Origin of the sequence: Pseudomonas sp. RHF3.3-3, from assembly GCF_048069595.1 — a bacterium.
GTDB lineage: Bacteria > Pseudomonadota > Gammaproteobacteria > Pseudomonadales > Pseudomonadaceae > Aquipseudomonas > Aquipseudomonas fuscovaginae_B.
The window spans coordinates 5,856,558-5,875,939 of record NZ_CP182250.1; the positions used below are offsets into that span (position 1 = coordinate 5,856,558).

19 protein-coding genes are annotated in these 19,382 nt (G+C 65.5%); 10 read left to right on the forward strand and 9 right to left on the reverse strand.

Going from position 1 to position 19,382, the window contains the following annotated elements; translation table 11 throughout:
- Positions 1-55: 55 nt before the first annotated feature.
- From ACMGT0_RS25675 to dinG, 3 genes are all read right to left on the reverse strand, one after another.
- The gene (locus tag ACMGT0_RS25675) at positions 56-1,201 is read right to left on the reverse strand and encodes a serine hydrolase domain-containing protein (protein ID WP_416770333.1); all 1,146 of its coding nucleotides are present in this window, start codon (positions 1,199-1,201) and stop codon (positions 56-58) included.
- Between the two features lie 146 nt (positions 1,202-1,347).
- Positions 1,348-3,711 (reverse strand): beta-galactosidase, encoded by a 2,364-nt coding sequence (locus ACMGT0_RS25680; protein ID WP_054061642.1) that lies wholly within the window; start codon positions 3,709-3,711, stop codon positions 1,348-1,350.
- Between the two features lie 138 nt (positions 3,712-3,849).
- On the reverse strand, positions 3,850-5,994 hold the full coding sequence (gene dinG, locus ACMGT0_RS25685; RefSeq protein WP_416770335.1) for an ATP-dependent DNA helicase DinG: 2,145 nt from the start codon (positions 5,992-5,994) through the stop codon (positions 3,850-3,852).
- 98 nt (positions 5,995-6,092) lie between these two features.
- Here dinG and ACMGT0_RS25690 point away from each other — a divergent pair, with 98 nt between their 5' ends.
- On the forward strand, positions 6,093-6,557 hold the full coding sequence (locus ACMGT0_RS25690; protein ID WP_416770337.1) for a CopD family protein: 465 nt from the start codon (positions 6,093-6,095) through the stop codon (positions 6,555-6,557).
- Between the two features lie 41 nt (positions 6,558-6,598).
- Here the strand turns inward: ACMGT0_RS25690 and ACMGT0_RS25695 are convergent, their stop codons facing one another.
- Together ACMGT0_RS25695 and ACMGT0_RS25700 are read right to left on the reverse strand one after the other, a co-directional pair.
- On the reverse strand, positions 6,599-7,357 hold the full coding sequence (locus ACMGT0_RS25695) for a hypothetical protein (protein ID WP_054061643.1): 759 nt from the start codon (positions 7,355-7,357) through the stop codon (positions 6,599-6,601).
- On the reverse strand, positions 7,350-7,628 hold the full coding sequence (locus ACMGT0_RS25700; RefSeq protein ID WP_054056633.1) for a DUF1145 domain-containing protein: 279 nt from the start codon (positions 7,626-7,628) through the stop codon (positions 7,350-7,352). Before ACMGT0_RS25700 ends, ACMGT0_RS25695 begins: the two co-directional genes overlap by 8 nt.
- A 174-nt stretch (positions 7,629-7,802) precedes the next feature.
- On the opposite strand from ACMGT0_RS25700, the gene ACMGT0_RS25705 reads away from it, so the two are divergent.
- Both ACMGT0_RS25705 and ACMGT0_RS25710 read left to right on the forward strand, forming a co-directional pair.
- On the forward strand, positions 7,803-8,300 hold the full coding sequence (locus tag ACMGT0_RS25705; RefSeq protein ID WP_054056632.1) for a DUF6231 family protein: 498 nt from the start codon (positions 7,803-7,805) through the stop codon (positions 8,298-8,300).
- 5 nt (positions 8,301-8,305) lie between these two features.
- Positions 8,306-8,782 carry a YchJ family protein gene (locus ACMGT0_RS25710; protein ID WP_416770340.1) on the forward strand — a complete coding sequence of 159 codons (477 nt, stop codon included), beginning with the start codon at positions 8,306-8,308 and terminating at the stop codon, positions 8,780-8,782.
- 6 nt (positions 8,783-8,788) lie between these two features.
- Here the strand turns inward: ACMGT0_RS25710 and ACMGT0_RS25715 are convergent, their stop codons facing one another.
- Entirely contained in the window at positions 8,789-9,292 is a 504-nt protein-coding gene (locus ACMGT0_RS25715) for a hypothetical protein (RefSeq protein ID WP_416770342.1), read from the reverse strand.
- A 119-nt stretch (positions 9,293-9,411) separates the two neighbouring features.
- Here ACMGT0_RS25715 and ACMGT0_RS25720 point away from each other — a divergent pair, with 119 nt between their 5' ends.
- Positions 9,412-9,891, forward strand: a complete 480-nt coding sequence (locus ACMGT0_RS25720; RefSeq protein WP_054056629.1) for an LEA type 2 family protein — start codon at positions 9,412-9,414, stop codon at positions 9,889-9,891.
- Positions 9,892-9,898: 7 nt separating this feature from the next.
- The gene (locus tag ACMGT0_RS25725) at positions 9,899-10,099 is read left to right on the forward strand and encodes an SEC-C metal-binding domain-containing protein (RefSeq protein WP_037006349.1); all 201 of its coding nucleotides are present in this window, start codon (positions 9,899-9,901) and stop codon (positions 10,097-10,099) included.
- 186 nt (positions 10,100-10,285) lie between these two features.
- Here the strand turns inward: ACMGT0_RS25725 and ACMGT0_RS25730 are convergent, their stop codons facing one another.
- Both ACMGT0_RS25730 and ACMGT0_RS25735 read right to left on the reverse strand, forming a co-directional pair.
- A complete protein-coding gene (locus ACMGT0_RS25730; protein WP_416770345.1) occupies positions 10,286-11,674 on the reverse strand; it encodes an ATP-binding protein in 1,389 nt (462 codons plus the stop codon).
- Entirely contained in the window at positions 11,671-12,381 is a 711-nt protein-coding gene (locus tag ACMGT0_RS25735; protein ID WP_054056626.1) for a response regulator, read from the reverse strand. The genes ACMGT0_RS25730 and ACMGT0_RS25735 overlap by 4 nt, the downstream gene beginning before the upstream one ends.
- A gap of 194 nt (positions 12,382-12,575) precedes the next feature.
- Between ACMGT0_RS25735 and ACMGT0_RS25740 the strand changes: the two genes are divergently transcribed.
- The 4 genes from ACMGT0_RS25740 (at position 12,576) to ACMGT0_RS25755 (ending at position 15,973) form a co-directional block, all read left to right on the forward strand.
- Positions 12,576-12,761: a hypothetical protein gene (locus ACMGT0_RS25740; RefSeq protein ID WP_416770347.1), complete on the forward strand. Its 186-nt coding sequence runs from the start codon at positions 12,576-12,578 to the stop codon at positions 12,759-12,761.
- 92 nt (positions 12,762-12,853) lie between these two features.
- Positions 12,854-13,969 carry an ABC transporter substrate-binding protein gene (locus ACMGT0_RS25745; protein WP_416770349.1) on the forward strand — a complete coding sequence of 372 codons (1,116 nt, stop codon included), beginning with the start codon at positions 12,854-12,856 and terminating at the stop codon, positions 13,967-13,969.
- 154 nt (positions 13,970-14,123) lie between these two features.
- The gene (locus tag ACMGT0_RS25750) at positions 14,124-15,194 is read left to right on the forward strand and encodes a FecCD family ABC transporter permease (RefSeq protein WP_416770351.1); all 1,071 of its coding nucleotides are present in this window, start codon (positions 14,124-14,126) and stop codon (positions 15,192-15,194) included.
- A complete protein-coding gene (locus ACMGT0_RS25755; RefSeq protein ID WP_416770352.1) occupies positions 15,191-15,973 on the forward strand; it encodes an ABC transporter ATP-binding protein in 783 nt (260 codons plus the stop codon). Before ACMGT0_RS25750 ends, ACMGT0_RS25755 begins: the two co-directional genes overlap by 4 nt.
- Before the next feature lie 16 nt (positions 15,974-15,989).
- Here ACMGT0_RS25755 and ACMGT0_RS25760 read toward each other — a convergent pair whose 3' ends face one another.
- Positions 15,990-16,535 carry a cysteine hydrolase family protein gene (locus tag ACMGT0_RS25760; RefSeq protein ID WP_054056621.1) on the reverse strand — a complete coding sequence of 182 codons (546 nt, stop codon included), beginning with the start codon at positions 16,533-16,535 and terminating at the stop codon, positions 15,990-15,992.
- A gap of 140 nt (positions 16,536-16,675) precedes the next feature.
- Here ACMGT0_RS25760 and ACMGT0_RS25765 point away from each other — a divergent pair, with 140 nt between their 5' ends.
- Entirely contained in the window at positions 16,676-19,129 is a 2,454-nt protein-coding gene (locus ACMGT0_RS25765) for a penicillin acylase family protein (protein WP_416770354.1), read from the forward strand.
- Positions 19,130-19,382: the final 253 nt, after the last annotated feature.

Genomic DNA, 19,382 nt, shown 5'->3' on the forward strand with positions numbered 1-19,382 from the left:
CGTTTCGAAAGCAGAAAAGCCACAGGGTTCCGACCTGGGGCTTTGCGCACGCATTCTACAGACAGCCGGCCAGAATCCGTACCAGCTTCTGGGCCCGCGGGTCCATCAGAACGTACGGGCCCAGGGTGTTGGTGACGAAACCGAAGGCGACATCATGCTCCGGATCGGCAAAGCCGACCGAGCCTCCTGCCCCCGGATGTCCGAAAGCCCTGGCACCGAGGCCGAACGTGGCGTTGGCGACATCCGGCTGGTCCAGCATGCAGCCCAGGCCGAAACGGGTCTGGGTCAGCAGGGTCCGGTCCATGCCCAGGCTGTGTTCGCGCGTCAATTCGTCGAGCATTTCGCCTTCTAGCAGGCTGCCATCGAGCAGGCCGCTGTAGAAGCCGGCCAGGCTGCGCGCATTGCCGTGTCCATTGGCTGCCGGCTGCTGCATGCGCCGCCATTCCGGTTTGTTGGTGCTGGTCATGATAGACGGCGGATTGGTGAATGCACGAGTGGTCATCGCCGTCGGCTCGCGCATGGTCACCTGCAGCAGCCGCTGGGCCGCCGCATCACCGACATTGCCCTTGCCCCGGGCGATGTGCGCCACCCGGTGGAATTCCTCATCCGGCAGGCCGACATGGAAATCCAGCCCCAACGGACGCGCGATCCGCGCGGCGATGGACTCGCCCGGCCCGCGGCCGTCAGCCCGGCGCAACAGCTCGCCGATCAGCCAGCCATAGGTGATCGCCGCATAGCCGTGGCCGTCACCGGGCGTCCACCAGGGCGCCTCGGCGGCCAGCGCATCGACCATCACCTGCCAGTCGTAGAGGGCTTCCGGTGCCAGCAGCTCGCGCAGGGCCGGCAGGCCGGCCTGATGGCAAAGCAGCTGGCGCAAGGTGATGTGCTCTTTCCCGGCGGCGGCGAACTCGGGCCAGTAACGGGCAACCGGCACGTCCAGCTGCAACTTGCCCTCGGCCACCAGTTGCAACGCAGCGACGGCGGTAAAGGTCTTGGTGCAGGAGAACAGGTTGGCAATGGTGTCACTGTGCCAAGCCTCGGCACCGTCCTTGTCGGCGGTGCCGGCCCAGAGATCGACCACGGTTTCCCCGCCGATCCGGATGCAGAGCGCGGCGCCGCGCTCCTGGGGATCGTCGAAGAGGGCCGCGAACGCCTCGCGAACCGCCTCGAATTGAAGCTCGAAATGACCCTGAATCTGCACCCTTGAATTCCCCCGGGCAAACGCCTGACAAAGTGCGTGCATTGTTCCAGCGATTGTCGGGTTTGGGAACAGACACGGGTCGAACGGTTCTTACACCCGCCCTGTAGGAAAAGACGCCACTGAGTCGGCCCAGGGCGTCTTTTCGATCAGTGGCCGTTGCCCGAGTGTCCGCCGGCATGCCCGGCGGCACCCGAGCCGGCGCTGCCGGAGCGGCCCTTGCCGCCACTGTCGTCGTGGTCGATGCCCTTGGCCGCCTTCTGCTGGGCGTCGACCTTGGCTTTCTCCGCGGCCTTGCCCAGCAGCTCGATGGCCTGCAGGTTGCTCTTGCGCACGCTCTCGACGAAGCCCTGGAACGGCACGTCGGTGATACCCACCAACCCGAAGTGACCGTTTTCACCATCGAGCAGGCGACCGGTCACCGGCTGATCGAGATACTGGAACCAGTGCACACCGACGATGGACGGCTCGTTCACCGCCTGCCTGATGAAGTTGGCGTAGGCCGGACCACGATCCTCTTCCTTCGCCACCTCGGTCACCCCGCCCCAGAACGGGCCACGATCGCGTGAGCCGAAGTTGAATTCGGTGATCAGCACCGGCTTGTCCAGCGCCTTCAACTGGTCGAAGTCGTAGCCGTCGCGGGGTTGCAGGGTATAGAAGTTGAAGCTCAGCACATCGCAGTACTGGGCACAGGAGGCCACCGCCTCCGGTGTACTGACGGCAAAGCGTCCGCCCAGCAGCAGGTGATTGGGGGCGTGCCACTTCAGCGAATCGGAGATGGTCTTGAAGTAGGTATCGGCAAAGACCTTCTGGAAATACTTGAGGTCAGCCTCGATTTCCGGGTGCTCCGGGTTCGGCAGCGGCGCCTCGAAGCCCGGGTCCTCCATCTGCTCCCAGGTCGGGATATCCACACCCCAGGCCTTCGACAGCCCCTGCTGGTTGCGATACTTGTCGCGCAACTGCTTGAGGAACGCACGTTTGGCGGCCACGTCGGTGGTCAGGCGCAAGGTGCCATAGGCCAGCGCATAGCGGGATTTCGGATCGTCGCCAGGACCGGCCCAGGCCAGCTCGTTGTCGGCGAAATAGCCCACCAGCCACGGGTCGTCGCGATGATCGCGGGCAGCGATGGCGACTGCACGCTCGGTCGCCATGGCAAAGCGCGGGTCGAACGGGTCGGGCATACCGCCCCACCAGTCGTTGCCGGTGCTGATGCTGGCGTAGTCACCGACGATCGATAGCGGCAGGGTGTAAGGCACGCGATCGTTCAGGCCCAGGGCCGGATCGCTCCAGTTGCCGATGGTGTTGAAACCCCAGGCCTGCAGTCGGTCCAGAGTGTGCGTCTGCCAGCGTTTGGCATCGAAACCTTCGGCGCACGGCGGCTCCGGCTCACCCTCTTTGGGCTGGACGCAAGGCTTGCCATAGGTACGTTGCAGGTTGGCACCATAGAAGTCGAACCAGCGTCCACGGTTGAATCCACGTCCGGCGTTGGAGGCCAGGGCGACGCTGTTATCGCCCTGGCCGTAGTAGGCGGCCAGGGGCTCGCCGTCCCTGGGCAGGTCACCGAACATCCATTCACGCCCCTCGACATAGGTCTGCTGGTCGCTGGCGCTGACCGTATTGACCCCGAGGGAATAGAACGGATGGCCTTCCGGCGTCACCAGATACCAGCGCCCGTCATGCTTCTCGGTACGGAAAAAGCCCGTGGCGTCGAAGCCCGGGCCCTTGGTCCAGCCACCGAACTTGTCCAGGCCGTTGCGTTCACGCTCGGCCAGCCAGCCCTTGAGCTGTTGACCCTCGCGGTTGGCCGCACTCCTGAGTTGCTCATCGGACGTGACCTTCTCCGGCCACCTGGCGCGGTTCGACTGGCCGTAGCCATCGACCAGCGAGCTGTAGGCGGCCTTGATCACATCATCGCCGTTCTGCACGCCAAAGCGCTCCAGCAGGATGTTCTGCGCCACTTTCGGCTTGTCCATCGACAAGGTCACCGACACCACCTGCTTGCGGTCCAGCTCACCCACGCTGCTGGCCAGCAGCACCCGCTGGCCATCCACGCTCAGGGGCATCGGTGGGCCGGCGCGCATGCCCTGGCTCAGCGGCGAAAAGGCCTGCAACGGCACCAGCAGGGTCTGTGCCGGGCCGGCCGGCAGGTCGACGCGACTGGTGAGGGTCTTGCCGTCGTTGCTCTGGATCGTCACGTTGAGCGTCAGCGCCCAGTCCATCGCACTCTGGATGCGCAGGCTCATCACCCCGGACTGCGACCAGTCCCACGCACCGCTCTGGGGCGTCAGACGCAGACTCGGTTGTGCCGTCGGGGTGAAGGTGACGCGACGCAGCACCTCGCCCTCGGCTGTCTGTTCGGCGTTGGATTGCGGCAGATCCGTACCATTGGTCACCACCTGCACCACATCGGCGGGGCGAACGAAGTTGAACAGGGTCTGCTGGCCCGCAGGCGCGGCCAGCAATGGCGCAGCGAACAGCAGAGCAAAAACGGTGGGCAGCGTACGGCGAATCATTTGAATCCAGTTCTCCCTATCGGCCAGTCAACGGCCTGCGTGGCGCCGGGCTCTGCACGAAAGCGGCTGGGCAGTTTCGTGCGGCCCTCGAAAGCGCCCTCCATAGACAACGAAATAGGCGATTTAACCTACGTCACATCAAGATATTTCACGTCGGAATGGTGGCAAGGCATTGAGGATAGCCTTCCCGTAGCGCTGAGTGACCAGGCGCCGGTCGAGCAAGGTGATGGTCCCCCGGTCCGCCTCGGTGCGCAGCAGCCGGCCACAGGCCTGCACCAGCTTGAGCGAGGCGTCCGGCACGGCGATCTCCATGAACGGATTGCCGCCACGGGCCTCGATCCACTCGGCCAGCGCCGCCTCGACCGGATCGTCCGGTACGGCGAACGGAATCTTGGCGATCACCACGTGTTCGCAATAGGCACCGGGCAGGTCGACCCCCTCGGCGAAGCTCGCCAGGCCGAACAGCACGCTGGAATCGCCAGCGTCGACCCGCGCCTTGTGCTTGTTGAGGGTTTCCTGCTTGGACAGGTTGCCCTGGATGAACACCTGGCGGCGCCAGTCGCGATCCAGGCCGTCGAACACGTCCTGCATCTGCTTGCGCGAGGAAAACAGCACCAGCGAACCACGGGAGCCTTCGACCAGTTCCGGCAGGTCGCGGATGATCGCCGCGGTATGGGCGGCGGCATCACGGGGGTCGGCCTTGAGATCCGGCACCCGCAGCACGCCGGCATCGGCATGATGGAACGGGCTCGGTACCACTGCCGTCACCGCGGTCTTCGGCAGGCCTGCACGCATGCGGAAACGATCGAAGGTGCCCAGGGCGGTCAGGGTCGCCGAGGTCACCAGGGCGCCGTAGGCCACGTTCCACAGGTTACGGCGCAGCATGTCCGCAGCCAGGATCGGGCTGGCATTGACCTCGATGTCGAACAGCGCACCGCTTTCGGCCAGGGTCAGCCAACGCGCCATCGGCGGATTGTCCTCGGGGTCCTCGGTGGTGAACGCGGTCCACAGTTCCCAGTTGCCCTGGGCGCGGGACAGCAGGCTGCCGAACAGCGGATACCATTCCTCGGCCTGGCTGCTGGTGATGCCGATGCTGACCTCGCCGTCCATGCCTTCCTTGAGCAGGTCGGTCAGGCGGGTGAACAGGTCGTTGAGACGGGCGAAGCCCTTCTTCAGCTCGATGCCGATTTCCCGAAGGTGCTCGGGGATCACCCCACCGACAAAGCGATGGCGCGGCCGTTCGCGGCCCTCCATGTCCTCGCCGCTGCGGAAGTCGGCCAACTGCTCGCAGGCGCTGAACATGAACTGCTGCTGGGTCTTGATCTCCCGCGCCAGCTCCGGGACCTGTTCGATCCACTTGCCCAGGTCACCCGGCAGCGGGTGCTGGGCCAGCAGCTTGGTCAGGTTCTTGGCAGTCTGTTCCAGCCAGTCGGCGGTCGAACGCAGGCGGGTGTAGTGGGCGAAATGGCCGATGGCCTTGTCCGGCAGGTGATGGCCTTCGTCGAACACGTACAGGGTGTCACGCGGGTCCGGCAGCACCGCGCCGCCGCCAAGGGCGAGGTCGGCCAGCACCATGTCGTGGTTGGTGACGATCACGTCGACCTTGCCCATGCCCTCGCGGGCCTTGTAGAAGGCGCACTGGCCGAAGTTCGGGCAGTGGCGGGTGGTGCACTGGCTGTGGTCGGTGGTCAGCCGCGCCCAGTCGGCGTCCTCCAGGGCGGTGGGCCAGCTGTCGCGGTCGCCGTCCCATTTGTTGCCGGCCAGTTTCTCGATCATGCTGGTGAACAGCTTCTGACTGGCCTCATCGACCTCGATCTTGAAGCCTTCCTCCTCGAACAACTGGGCCGTGGCGGTTTGCGCATGGCCCTCCTGCAGCAGCATGTCGAGCTTGGACAGGCACATGTAGCGCCCACGGCCCTTGGCCAGGGCGAAGCTGAAATTCAGCCCGCTGCTGCGCATCAGGTCCGGCAGGTCCTTGTAGACGATCTGTTCCTGCAGCGCGACGGTCGCGGTGGCGATCACCAGGCGCTTGCCGGCGGCCTTGGCGGTGGGGATCGCGGCCAGGCTGTAGGCGACGGTCTTGCCGGTACCGGTGCCGGCCTCGACCGCCACCACCGCCGGCTCGCCGTCGCGACGGCCTTCGGCGTCGGTGTCGATATCGCCGAGAACCTTCGCCACTTCGGCGATCATCAGCCGCTGGCCATAACGCGGCTTGAGGCTCTTGGCTTCGAGGAAACGCGAGTAGGCGCCCTGGATCGTGGTTTTGAGTTCGGTGCTGATCATGATTCTTCGGGCGCGAAAAACGCTGGATAAATTTTCAGTGGTTCGAATGGCCGCTATCATACCCCGCTAATTCATCCCGCGCCGAACGGAGTGCCCGAATGACCGTTTTTGCTCTCGCCTACACCTTGCATCTGCTGGCGGCCCTGATCTGGGTCGGCGGCATGTTCTTCGCCTGGATGGTCCTGCGCCCGGCGGCCATGGCCGCACTGGAGGGGCCGGCCCGCCTGAAATTGTGGGTCCAGGTGTTTCAGCGGTTCTTCGTCTGGGTCTGGATCGCGGTGGTGGTTCTGCCGATCAGCGGGGTGGGCCTGCTGCAACTGCGCTTCAGCGGGTTCGAGACGGCGCCACGTTACGTGCAGATCATGATGGGGCTATACATCGTGATGTTGGCACTGTTTCTTCGTATCCAGTCGTTGCAGTTGCCGGAACTGCGCAAGGCGGTCGAAGCCGGGCAATGGGCCGAGGGAGCGGCGGTACTGGGCAGGATTCGGCGGCTGGTGGGCGTCAATCTGCTGATCGGCCTGGCGCTGGTGGCGATCGTCGCGGCGCGGCCGATGTTCTAGACGGGCTTGCAGGGGCGCCCGACCGGCGCCCCTCAGGCGTCCTAAAGCCGCTGGATGGTGACACTGCCCGCCTCGCCCTGGGGCCCTGGCTGCCCGGCCAGGCCAGGTCGGCCAGGCTTGCCAGCCGCCGTGTCATAAATGAAGCAGCCCTTGGACTTGCCACCCGCCCCCGGGCGTCCCGCCGCTCCCGCCGGGCCACCGGCTCCGCCATCGACCTGAACCTTGATCTGTTCGGCCGGGTAGTCTCGCGGCAACTGCAGGTGGACCTGCGCCCCCGGCGCACCCTGGCGGCCATCTCCGCCATTGTCACCGTCCGAGCCGCGTCCGGCACTGCCCCAGGTGCAGCCCGGCTCCGCGCCGTTGGCCCCATCGAGCCCGACATAACCCGGAACGCCGGTCCCGCCACGGGCATCCACCGACAACAGCGGCCCTTTCAGCGCGTCGATCCGTACATTCAGGTTCCGCCCAGGCAAGGGCGCCTTCTGATAGGTACCCGGAGCACCGCGAGCGGTGATCTGGCTGCCACTGTCGAGTTCGGCGCGTACGGCCTTGAGCTCGAAAGCCTGCTCACTGGGCACGATGGCGATACGCGCCTCGCGTCCGAGGTGCAACTGACCCACTTCCAGACGGGTGATGCCCGCAGGAACCAGCAGGGTGCCGTTGTCGGCCACCTCCAGGCGTTCCAACTGCAGGGAACTGGTATTGCCCGGCAGACGCAACACGGAGTGGGACTCGACACTGACGACCTGGGCGAACGCCAGGGGACTGCACAGCGCTGCCAGCAGGCAAAGACTACGCATGGCTTGCCTCCTCACGGGATGGCAGTGGCAGAACCTGCACGTGGAACATGCCGAATATCAGGATCTGCGCCCGATCACGCCAGGGATGGGCACGCTCGCGCAGGCTGCCGTCGAACAGCGCCACTTCCAGCAAATGAGTCAACAACAGCAGGCTCCCGGCCAGATTCACCAACAGGCGGAACGGACTGATCAGCGGGTTCACCAGGTTGACCAGCACCACCAGCCAGAACAGCAGCGTCAGGACTTTCCCCAACCCCCAAAGCACCTTCATACGCCCCTCTCGTGAATTTATTCTTTGGGCGCACAGTAACGGCTTGCACAGGCAATTTGCCAGTGGCCTGGAGAAATTATTCTCCAACGGTAGCTTTGCCCGCCGGTTCGACGAAATTCATCGATTCAGAGCGGCCTATCCACTAGTCTTTACAGTCCTGATTGAGGATTTTCGATGACCGAGAGCATTTCTTCCCGCACGCCCCAGCAAGCCCTGGCCGCACTCCTGGACCGCTATGCCCCGCAGACCCTGCTGCTGGTAGGCGCGAGCAGCTTTCCGGCGCTCGAGGCCTTCCAGGCGGCGCACCCCCAGACCCAGGTCGCCTTCGCCGGGCCGGGTGCCCTGCCGGCGGAACTGGCGGCACGACGCTTCGACCTGGCCCTGGTGCTCGACTGCCTCGAACACCTGCCCAAACGTGCCGGCCGGGAACTGCTCGGCGGTATCCGCAACCTCAATGCCAGCCGCATGGCGGTGCTGGTGGACATGCCGGCCGCCGACTGGCAGGACAGCGACTTCTTCGCCCTGGCCCTGCAGAGCAGCGAGCGCTTCCAGCGCGACCAGCAGGTACTGACCCTGTTCACCTACGACCTGCGCGAATACAAACAGGTCCCGGACTGGCTCAACGCCAAGTTCTGGGCCAACCCGGAAAACTTCGGCAAATACTGGTGGTGACTCCCGTGAGCGTATCCATTTGCCCCTGCGGCAGCGGCAACCTGCTGGACACCTGCTGCGGCCATTATCACGCCGGTCATCCGGCGCCCTGCGCCGAAGCGCTGATGCGCTCGCGCTACAGCGCCTACGTGCTGGGACTGGTCGATTACCTGGTGGCGACCACCCTGCCGATCCAGCAGGGCGGCCTGGACCGCCAGTCCATCGCCGAGTGGAGCGCGCAAAGCACCTGGCTGGGCCTGGAGGTGGAAGGTTCGGAGGTGTTCGGCGGCCAGCCCGAGCACGCCTTCGTGACCTTTACCGCCCGCTGGCATGACAACGGCGGCGAACACAGCCATCGCGAACGTTCCGCCTTCGTGCAGAACAGCGGACGCTGGTACTTCATCGACCCGACCGTGGCGCTCAAGGCCGGGCGCAACGACGCCTGCCCCTGCGGCAGCGGGCAGAAATACAAGAAGTGCTGTTCGAGCTACCTGGCCGGCTGAGGCCGCTCAACACAGTTTCAGGCGGGAGGTGTCCGGCACCGCAGGTGCGGCGGGTGCCGGGATCTGGCCCATGTCGCTGCCCACCGGCGCCACGCTGAACGCCGACAGGTCGAACACCGGCGCAGCCGGCACGGGCCTCGGGTCCTGCATATCGCTGCCGACCTCGGCCAGCGCATAGTCCGGTGCATCGACCTCGCTGAACGCAGCCATGTAGGCATCACGTGGCACCACCCGGGCACGGCCGGCCGGCTCGGGCACAGCGCCCGGCTCGACCGCATCCACCTGCATCGCCTGTACCTCGACCCGCGCCCCGGCCCGCTCGATGGTCGAACGGTACTTTTCGGCAGCCGCCGCATCGAGGTTGTTCTTCAATACCAGCCGGCGCCCGGAGAACAGCCGTTCGATGCGCTGGGCATCGGCCTGGAACAAGCGCGCCAGGTTGCTGCGCACCTGCTCGGCGGGGGCACCGGGAAGCAGCTCGCCACTGAAGACAATCTCGTAAAGGCTCATGACCCTGCTCCTGTCCACCGGCTCGATCCGTTGCCGGCCGGTCTTGAGTATGGACCAGGAAGTTTTACCGCCACAACCGGCGGGTAGCCGGCTAGACTGGGCTTCGAGAGGAGGAAGCCATGCACCCAAGGACACTCGCTGCGTTCGCCCTGCTGGCCGCCCTGGCGCTGTCCGGCTGCACCTCCTGGCTCGATGCCGGGCCGCGGGACCCCGAGCTGAGCGTGGTCCGGGTGGAACTGGTCAAGGCCACGCTGCTGCAACAGAAGTTCAAGCTGCACTTTCGCCTCGACAACCCCAATGACAACACCCTGACCGTGCGTGCCCTGCATTATCGGATCTATCTGGACCAGTGGCTGCTGGCCGAAGGCGACTACGACCGCTGGATGACCGTGGAGCCCAACAGCCGGGCGTTTTTCGTGGTGCCGGTGCGAACCAACCTCTGGCAGTACATGAAACCGCTGGCCAAGCGCCTGGAAAAACTCGGCACGCCAATCCCCTATCGATTGGAAGGCACCCTTGAAACCGGATTATTCATCGGCTATGACGTGCACCTGGAGCACAAAGGCGAGATAATTCCCGGCGATCTTATTTCGGAGTAATTCCAGCATGACCCAGCAACCTCACGTCCATGGCCCTGATTGCAACCACGATCATGATCACGCGCACCACGATCACGGCCACGTTCACGGCCCGCACTGCAACCACGCGCACCAGGAGCCGGTCCGCAACGCCCTGAAGGACGTGGGCCGCAATGACCCGTGCCCATGCGGTAACGGCAAGAAATTCAAGAAGTGCCACGGCGCCTGAGACCCCGGGCATCGCTGTTGTGGGTGGCGGCCGGGCGGCATACCGCTGGCTGGCGATAGCATCCTCGCGAACGCTGCATCAAGGCGCGCAATGGCCGCCTTTGGCGGATAGCCAGCAGGCCGGCCCCACAGGTGATGCAGCTCGCCCCTCAGGCACGGATCAGTGCCACGGCCAAGCGGTTTGCACCTAGTCATCGCGCCGCTCGAACGCCAGCGTGACCTCCAGCCCGCCGCCCTCGCGATTGCGCAAGATCATCCGGCCACCATGGGCCGCCGCGATGGTATGGGCGATACTCAGCCCCAGGCCATAGCCGCCAGTTTTCGCATTGCGCGAGCCCTCGACCCGATAGAAAGGCTCCACCACCTGCTCCAGCAGCGCCTCGGGAACACCCGGGCCGCGATCACTGATGACGATCCGCAGTTGTTGCGACTCGTCCTCGATCCGCACCACCACCTCGCGACCATACCGCACCGCATTCTCCAGCAGGTTCTGCACGCAGCGCTTGAGGCTGCGGGCATAGCCGGGCAAGGGCCGTTGCGCCCAGCCCTCGACACGAATCGGCTCGCCGATATCTTCCAGGTCGGCCTGCAGGCTGCGCAGCAGAGCATTGATATCGATGTTCTGGCGTTCCTCGTTCACTTCCCCGCTGCTGACGAAGTCCAGGGTGCTGGAAACCATGTGTTCCATGTCCTCCAGGTCCGTGCGAAAGCGCTCCTTGACCTGGTTGTCCTCAAGCAGTTCGGTGCGCAGGCGCAGCCGGGTGATCGGCGAGCGCAGGTCATGGGAAATCGCCGCGAGGAAGCGGGTGCGCTCGGCGATGCTGGCGATCAGTTGCTGTTGCATGACGTTGAAGGCCTGGGCCGCGCGTCGCACCTCGGTCGGCCCGTCCAATGGCAGCGGCGGTCGGCGGATGTCCCGGCCCAGCGCCTCGGCGGCCTTGGCCAGGGCGTTCAGCGGACGGATCGCCAGGCGCACCGCCAGCAGCGCAATGATCACCACCACGACGATCCGCAGCAGATAGATGCGCATCACGTAGTCGAACAGCAGGTCCAGCGGCGAAGTGCTGGTCCAGCCCTGTTCCTCCCTGGCCTCCACCAGCAGCCAGCGGCCATCCGGCAGGCGCAGGTCGATCAGGAAGCGGCCGATCGCCGGACGGGCACCGAACAGCGTGGACAGGCCGGCGATCTGCCCCTGCTGATCCACCACCGACAGTTGCAGCAGACGCAGGGTCTGCGAGTAACCGGTCTTCTCCGACAGCACCTTGTTCAGCAGCCGCTCGGTATCCAGGTCCTTTTCGCTCAGGCGGCTGGGGATACCACTGGCCTGCTCGCTCAAGGTCAGGTGGAAGTTCGGCGAGTCGATCAGCTCGATCAGGCTGTCCGCACGCTGCGGATCAAGATGCGATAGACGGACGATATTGGCCAGCCGGGTGGCGATCAGGCGGGTGGGAATCTCCAGCACCTGACTGTGGCGCACGTCGTACCAGATGCTGCTGGTGAGGATCTGCGCCGCCAGCATGCCGGTCACCAGGATCAGCACCAGCCGACCGAACAGCGAACCCGGCCACCATCTCACGACTGGGGTTCCACATCGGTGGCGGTCAGCATGTAGCCCTCGTTGCGCACCGTCTTGATCAGGCTCGGCTCCAGTTGCTGACGCAGGCGGCTGATGCACACGTCGATCGAACGGTCGAACGGCGTGCTGTCTTTTTCAAACACGTGGTTGAGCAGAAAATCCCGGCTCAACGGCCGGTTGGGATGCTGCAACAGCAGGCGCAGCACACGGAAATCGGTATTGCCCAGGCTGATCACCAGTCCCTGCGGAGACAGCAGTTGGCGGGCCCGGGTATCCAGTTGCCAGCCGGCGAAGCGAATGGTCGGCACATCGTCGATCCGCGCCCGCTCGGGAAAGCTCTGGGCCCTGCGCAACACCACCTTTATCCGCACCAGCAGCTCCCGGGGGTCGAACGGCTTGGGCAGGTAATCGTCGGCACCCAGTTCAAGGCCGAGGATCCGGTCCACCAGAGTGCCACGGGCGGTCAGCATGATCACCGGGATGTTGGAGGTCACCCGCAGTTCGCGGCACAGGCTCAGCCCATCCTCCCCCGGCAGCATCAGGTCGAGGACGATCAGGTCGATGACATTCAACTCCAGGCGCCGGCGCATCTCCTTGCCATCGCAGGCGGTAGAGGTCTGATAGCCGGCGTTGGTCAGGTACTCGGACAGCAACTGACGGATTTCCGGATCGTCATCGACGATCAACAGGTGATCTGGCTTGCTCATGAGGAAAGGTAGTATCCGAAAAAAGCTACGAGATAGCCGAAAGTTCTCGGCCTGTAGAAATGAAATGTAATGGAATATGTTGAGAAGCGTTTGTATGCGGTTCCAATACAAAGAGCGCCCCGTCCGCCGAGGCGGGCTCTTTAGACTACCGAATCTAAATAAGATTGATTTTAATTTAGCACAGGTTGTCCCGCATGCCATCGTCGCCCCAACCCTCCGCCTCCCGTCTGCAACCCCTGTCCCTGCCCGGCACCCTGGCACCGGTGTTCGGTCTGGTGGCCATGGGCGCGCTGCACCCCGCCATGGCCCGGGAGAAGGAAACCCCTGCCGCCAGGCATGGATGTGGCGATCCGGCGCCTGGGTGCGCAACACGCCGATGAACTGCCGCTGCGACAACCGAGCGGCGCTTACCACACCCCGTTGCGGCGCTGGAGTGACGTCTGATGCGCCGCCTGCCCCTGGAGAAATCGCGATGATCAAACCCCGTGCGCTGTTGCGCCTGAGTGCCCTGTTCACCGTTCTGCTGCTTGGCCCCGCGACGGCGGCCTCGGCCCATGAAGTCACCGACGTGCTGGGCCGCAAGGTGGATGTACCGGACCACGTCCAGCGCGTGGTGCTCGGTGAGGGCCGGCTGATTTCCGCCTTCGCCCTGCTCGACCGCGAGGCGCCGTTCCAGCGCATCGTCGGCTGGCAGAACGACCTGCGCCTGCTCGACCCGCACACCTATGCGGCCTATGCCGCCAGGTTCCCGAAGGTCAAGGACATCCCGTTGATCGGCCAGGCCTCGGAGCAGAGCGTCAGCGCCGAGGAAATCCTCAGCCTCAAGCCCGACCTGGCAGTGTTCAGCATCTCCGGCCACGGCCCGACCGAACACAGCCCGGTCGCCGATGTGCTGGCCAAGGCCGGTGTCGCGGTGCTGTTCGTCGACTTCCGGATCAACCCGATCAAGGGCACCCACGCCAGCCTCGACGCCCTCGGCCTGGCCCTCGGTCGCCAGGCGCAAGCCAAGGCCTACCTGGACTTCTACGACCAGCACCTGAAAGCCATCACCGACCAGGTCGGCAACCTGCCGGACAGCCAGCGGCCTAAAGTTTTCCTCGAACTGCTGGCCGGTGCCTGGCAGGCGCCGGGGCATACCACCGGCAAAAGCGGCATGGGTGAAGTAATCCGTACCGTCGGCGGCGTGAACATCGCCGAAGGCGTGGTGCCGGGTGCGCTCGGCGACATCAGCGTCGAGTACGCGCTCAAGGCCGATCCGGACCTGTATGTCGCCACTGGCAACCACAAGCCGGGCCTGGTCCTCGGTGCCGAGGTCGGCCAGGACGAAGCCCGCGCGGCCTTCGACACGGTGCTGGCGCGGCCCGAGTTCAAGAACCTGCGGGCGATCCGCACTGGCAATGCCCACGGCCTGTGGCATGACTTCTACAACTCGCCGTACAACCTGCTGGCGATCGAAGCTCTGGCCAAGTGGATTCACCCGGAGCTGTTCGCCCGGTTGAACCCGCAGGACACCCTGGATGCGATGAACAAACAGTTCCTCGACACCCCGCTCAAGGGTGCGTACTGGATCGACGCGCAAGCCAAATAACCGCCTTGCCCCCTGAGGAAAAGGGCCTCCCGGCCCCACACCGCCCTGGAGGAGCGGGTTTGCCCGCGAAGCTTTTGAAGGCCTCACTGGCCGCTTCGCGAGCAAGCCCGCTCCTACAAGGCGGTGAGACGATGCCTGGGCCCAACTGATCGTGATGACCACATCCCTGAACGCTTCGCCCCTGGACCTGGCCACGGCCAGCCAGGGTTATCGCCGCCTGCTGTTGCGCCGCCTGTGGTTATTGGTGCTGCTGGGCGGCGCCCTGCTGTGCGCGATGCTCGTCGACCTGGCCAGCGGTCCTTCCGGCCTGGGCCTGGCCGCGCTGCTCGACGGCCTGCTGCACCCCGGCCACCTGAGCCTGACCGACCAGGTGATCGTCTGGAACGTGCGCCTGCCCTACACCCTGATGGCCGTGCTGGTCGGCTGCGCACTGTCGCTGGCCGGGGCGGAAATGCAGGCGATCCTCAACAATCCGCTGGCCAGTCCGTTCACCCTCGGCGTGTCGTCGGCGGCAGCCCTGGGCGCCTCGCTGGTGATCGTGTTTCCGGTGACCACCGCCTGGCTGTCGAACAACACGGCGATCTCCCTCTCGGCCTTCGTCTTCGCCGCCGCCTCGGTGTTCCTGCTGCAGGCCATGTCGCGGCTGCGCGGCGCCGGGGTGGAGAGCCTGGTGCTGTTCGGCATCGCCCTGGTCTTCAGTTGCAACGCGGTGGTGGCGCTGCTGCAACTGGTCGCCACCGAGGACGTATTGCAACAGCTGATCTTCTGGACCCTGGGCAGCGTGACCCGGGCCAACTGGGACAAGCTGGGTATCCTGGCGCTGGTGATCGCCCTGGTCATGCCCTTCTCCTTTGCCGCCGCCCCGCGCCTGACCCTGCTGCGCATGGGCGAGGACCGTGCGATGAGCTTCGGTGTCGATGTGAAACGCCTGCGCTTCGCCTCGCTGCTGCGCATCAGCCTGCTGTCGGCGACGGCGGTGGCCTTTGTCGGCACCATCGGCTTCATCGGCCTGGTCGGCCCGCACATCGCCCGCATCCTGGTCGGCGAGGACCAGCGTTTCCTGCTGCCGGCCAGCGCCCTGGTCGGCGCCCTGCTGCTGTCGCTGTCGTCGATCGCCAGCAAGCTGATCATGCCCGGTGTGGTGGTGCCGGTGGGGATCGTCACCGCCCTGGTCGGCGTGCCGATCTTCGTCGTGCTGGTATTCAAGCGTGGGAGGCAACCATGAGCGAGCAAACACAAGGCCTGACGGTCGAACATGCGGTGATCGGCTACGGCCGCCGCCAGGTGGTCCGCGGCCTTAGCCTGCCGGCTTTGCAGCCGGGCACGCTGACCGCACTGATCGGCCCCAACGGGGCCGGCAAGTCGACCCTGCTGCGCGGCATCGCCGGCCTGGAAAGCATGAGCGGCGCGGTGCGCCTGAACGGCGAGGACCTGGCACGCCTGTCGGTGGCGGAACGCGCCCGGCGGGTCACCTACATGCCGCAGAACCTGCCACCGGGCCTGAGCCTGAGCGTGATGGAAAGCGTGGTCGCGGCCTTGCGCGTCGGCCGGCTGTCGCACCAGCAATGCCTGGATGAAGCCTTCGACGCCTTGCGGCGCATCGGTATCACCCATCTGGCCGACCAGTGGCTGAGCAGCCTGTCCGGGGGCCAGCGGCAACTGGTCAGCCTGGCGCAACTGATCGCCCGCCGGCCGCAGGTGATGCTGCTGGACGAGCCCACCAGTGCCCTGGACCTCAACTACCAGTTGAAGGTGATGGCCTGCGTGCAGTCGCTGGTGCGTGAACACCGCTTGATCGCCGTGGTGGTGCTGCACGACATCAACCTCGCCGCGCGGTATGCCGACAACCTCGCGGTCCTGCGCCAGGGGCAACTGTTCGCCAGCGGCGAGCCGCAGGCGATCCTCGATGCGCGCCTGTTCGCCGAGGTCTATGGCGTCGAGGCACGAATCGAGCGCTGTTCGCGACAGACCCTGCAGATACTGGTGGATGAAGCGATGGGCTGATCCCTCCTGTCGGGGCCTAGCGCTCCATCACCTCGGCCGCGGACACCACCGTCGCGTACTCGCCATGCAGGTTGCCCAGGGACATGGCATGCACCTCCTGGGCAGTGCGCATCTGGCCGAAAAAATCCGCCTTGTCGAAGGTGTAGCACGCATCCTCGACCACCCGGGTGGCGAAGCCAAGATTGCCCGCCGTACGTGCCGTCGCTTCCACCGAGTTGTGGGTCGCCACGCCGACGATCACAAGCTCACGGATTCCCGCGGCCTGCAAACGGGCTTGCAGCCCGGTGGCGCAGAAAGCATCCGGTACATCCTTCTGGATCAACCACTCCCCCGGCCACGGCCGAAACCGCTCCTGGAACTCGACGCCCGACTGGCCGGGCCAGAACACCGATTCCGACGAACGGGAAAGATGCTGCACATGCACCACCGGCCAGCCCCGCTCGCGCCAGTGCTGCAGCAGTTCGGCGATCCGCTCCTCGGCCGCGGGATTGTTGCGTGGCCCGAGCCGCGGCTCAAGGATGCCCTGCTGCTGGTCGATCACGATCAATGCCGCCCTGTCCATCGTCTTGTTCACTCCCCTTGCGCCAGGAACCGCCAGGATCGCACAAAACCGCAAAATAACCGCAGCCCCCGTCTTGCGCGGCCTGGTCCCGCTCACTAACGTAGCGCCTTTACTGACGCTACCCCCGCAGGAGCCTTGCCATGGCCTCGCCAGCCTACCCTCTCTTCTTCAAAAAATGTGGCGTCGCCGCCGCCGTGGCGGGCCTGCTCGGCCTGGCCGGCTGCCAATCCTGGAACGCCCGGGACAGCCTGCCGCCGACCTCCGGCGTGCAGCCGATCAAGGGCCTGGCACAGAACGTTTCGGTGCGCCGCAACAGCCTGGGCATGCCGCTGATCGAAAGCAGCAGCTTCCATGACGCCCTGTTCACCCTGGGTTATGTCCACGCCAGCGACCGTATCACCCAGATGGTCACCCTGCGCCTGCTGGCCCAGGGCCGCCTGGCCGAGATGAACGGCGCCCAGGCCCTGGATACCGACCGGTTCATGCGCGCGGTCAACCTGAAGAAAAGCGCCGGCGAGCTGTACAACGCCGCCTCGCCACGCCTCAAGCGTTTCTTCGAGGTCTACGCGCGGGGCGTCAACGCCTACCTGTTCCGCTACCGCGACAAGCTGCCGCCGGACCTGGCCAGCACCGGCTACCTGCCCGAATACTGGAAGCCGGAAGATTCCGCACTGATTTTCTGCCTGCTGAACTTCCAGCTGTCGGCCAACCTGCCGGAAGAGATCTCCTCGCTGGTCATCGCCCAGAAAGTCGGAATCGACAAACTCGCCTGGCTGACCCCGACCGCTCCCGACGAACCGCTGCCACAGGCCGAGGCGGACAAGCTCAAGGGCGTGGCCCTGAGCCAGATCGCCGGGCTGGCTGCGGTCGACAAGGCTTCGGCGCAAGTCAGCGCGCTGAACGGTTTCGGCGCCGGCACCTCGACCAACTGGGCCATCGCCCCGCAGCGCAGCCGCAGCGGCAAGAGCCTGCTGGCCGCCGATCTGCAGCAACCGACCAACGCCAGCGCCGCCTGGAACTACGTGCAGATCCGCGCGCCCAAGTACCAGGCCGCCGGCCTCTCGGTCGCCGGCCTGCCGGCCATCCTCAGCGGTTTCAACGGCAAGGTCGCCTGGAGCCTCGCGGCGGTACCGGGCGACAGCCAGGACCTGTTCCTCGAGAAGCTCAAGCGCCAGGGCAACGCCCTGTACTACGAAGCCGACGGCAAATGGCTGCCGGCGCTCGTGCGCAACGAAACCTACTTCATCAAGGGCCAGCGCTCGATCCGCGAGACCGTCTACGAAACCCGCCACGGCCCGCTGCTCAACAGCGCCCTGGGCGATGCACCGCTGGCCGGCGGTTATGGCCTGGCCCTGCAGACCGCGCCGCTCAAGGACGACAGGAGCCTCGACGCGTTCTTCGACCTGTCCCGCGCCCAGAACGCCGAGAAAGCCTCCGACGCCAGCCGGGAAATCCGCGCCATCGCCCTGAACATGATCTTCGCCGACGCCAGCAACATCGGCTGGCAGGTCACCGGCCGCTACCCGAACCGTCGCGAAGGCGAAGGCCTGTTGCCGTCGCCGGGCTGGGACAGCCGCTTCGACTGGGACGGTTATGCCGACGCGATGCTCCACCCCTACGACCAGACCCCGCCGCAAGGCTGGCTCGGCACCGCCAACCAGCGCACGGCGGCCAAGGGCTACGGCATGCAGTTGTCCAACTCCTGGTACTACCCGGAGCGTGGCGAACGCCTGGCGCAACTGGCCAGCGCCAGCAAGCAGGACAGCCGCAGCACCATCGCCATGCAGTACGACCAGAGCACCACCTTCGCCGACAAGCTGAAGCGGATGTTCGAGGCTCCGGGCATGGCCCAGCCCCTCAAGCAGGCCATCGACGCCCTGCCCGAGGCCGAACGCGCCAAGGCGCGGGAAGCCCTCAGCCGGCTGATGGCGTTCGATGGCAGACTCAGCCCGGTTTCGGCCGACGCCGCGCTGTACGAGCTGTTCCTGCAGGAAAGCATGAAGCAGATCTTCCTCGACAAGCTCGGCCCGGAGAACGGCCCGGCATGGCAGGCCTTCATCGCCAACGGCCGGCTGTCCTACTCGGCCCAGGCCGATCACCTGCTGGGGCGCGAGGACAGCCCGTTCTGGGATGACAGCCGCACCCCGCAGAAGGAAGACAAGCCGGCAATTCTCGCCCGTAGCCTGGCGGCGGCGATCAGCGCCGGCGACAGCCAGTTGGGCGGCGACCGCAAGGCCTGGCAATGGGGCAAGCTGCACCGTCTCGAATGGAAGAACGCCAGCGGCCAGAGCCTGCGTGGCCCGGTTCAGGTCGGTGGCGATCACACCACCCTGAACACCACGGCCTACCTGTGGGGCGGTAGCGACTTCGAGACCATCCTGGCGCCGGCCGTGCGGATGATCGTCGACTTCGGCCAGCTCGAACCGATGACCGGCCAGCAGAGCCCGGGCCAGTCCGGCAACCCGGCCAGCCCGTACTACGCCAATGGCCTCGATGCCTGGCTGAAGGCCCAGTACGTCAGTTTCCCGATGCAGCCGCAGAACCTCGACAAGGCCTACGGCAGCAGTCGCCTGACCCTGACACCGGGCAAGTAGCGTCAGCCCTTCGCGGATGATATCGGGGTGCCGGATCGCCGGCCCCCCAGCTCATCCACGAGTACGTCCGCAGGGCCCCCTCGGGCTACCCGGCTCCCAAAGCCACTCACCCCAGGACCGGGGACGTTCTCACTTGCAGGATTTTTCGCACCAATAGTGTGCGCCAGTTTTTTGCTGCCCGATTTCGGGCATGATGAGCTGGCTTGTAGCCATATTCCTACCTTTTGAAACGCTTGTTCGGGACTATGGTTCG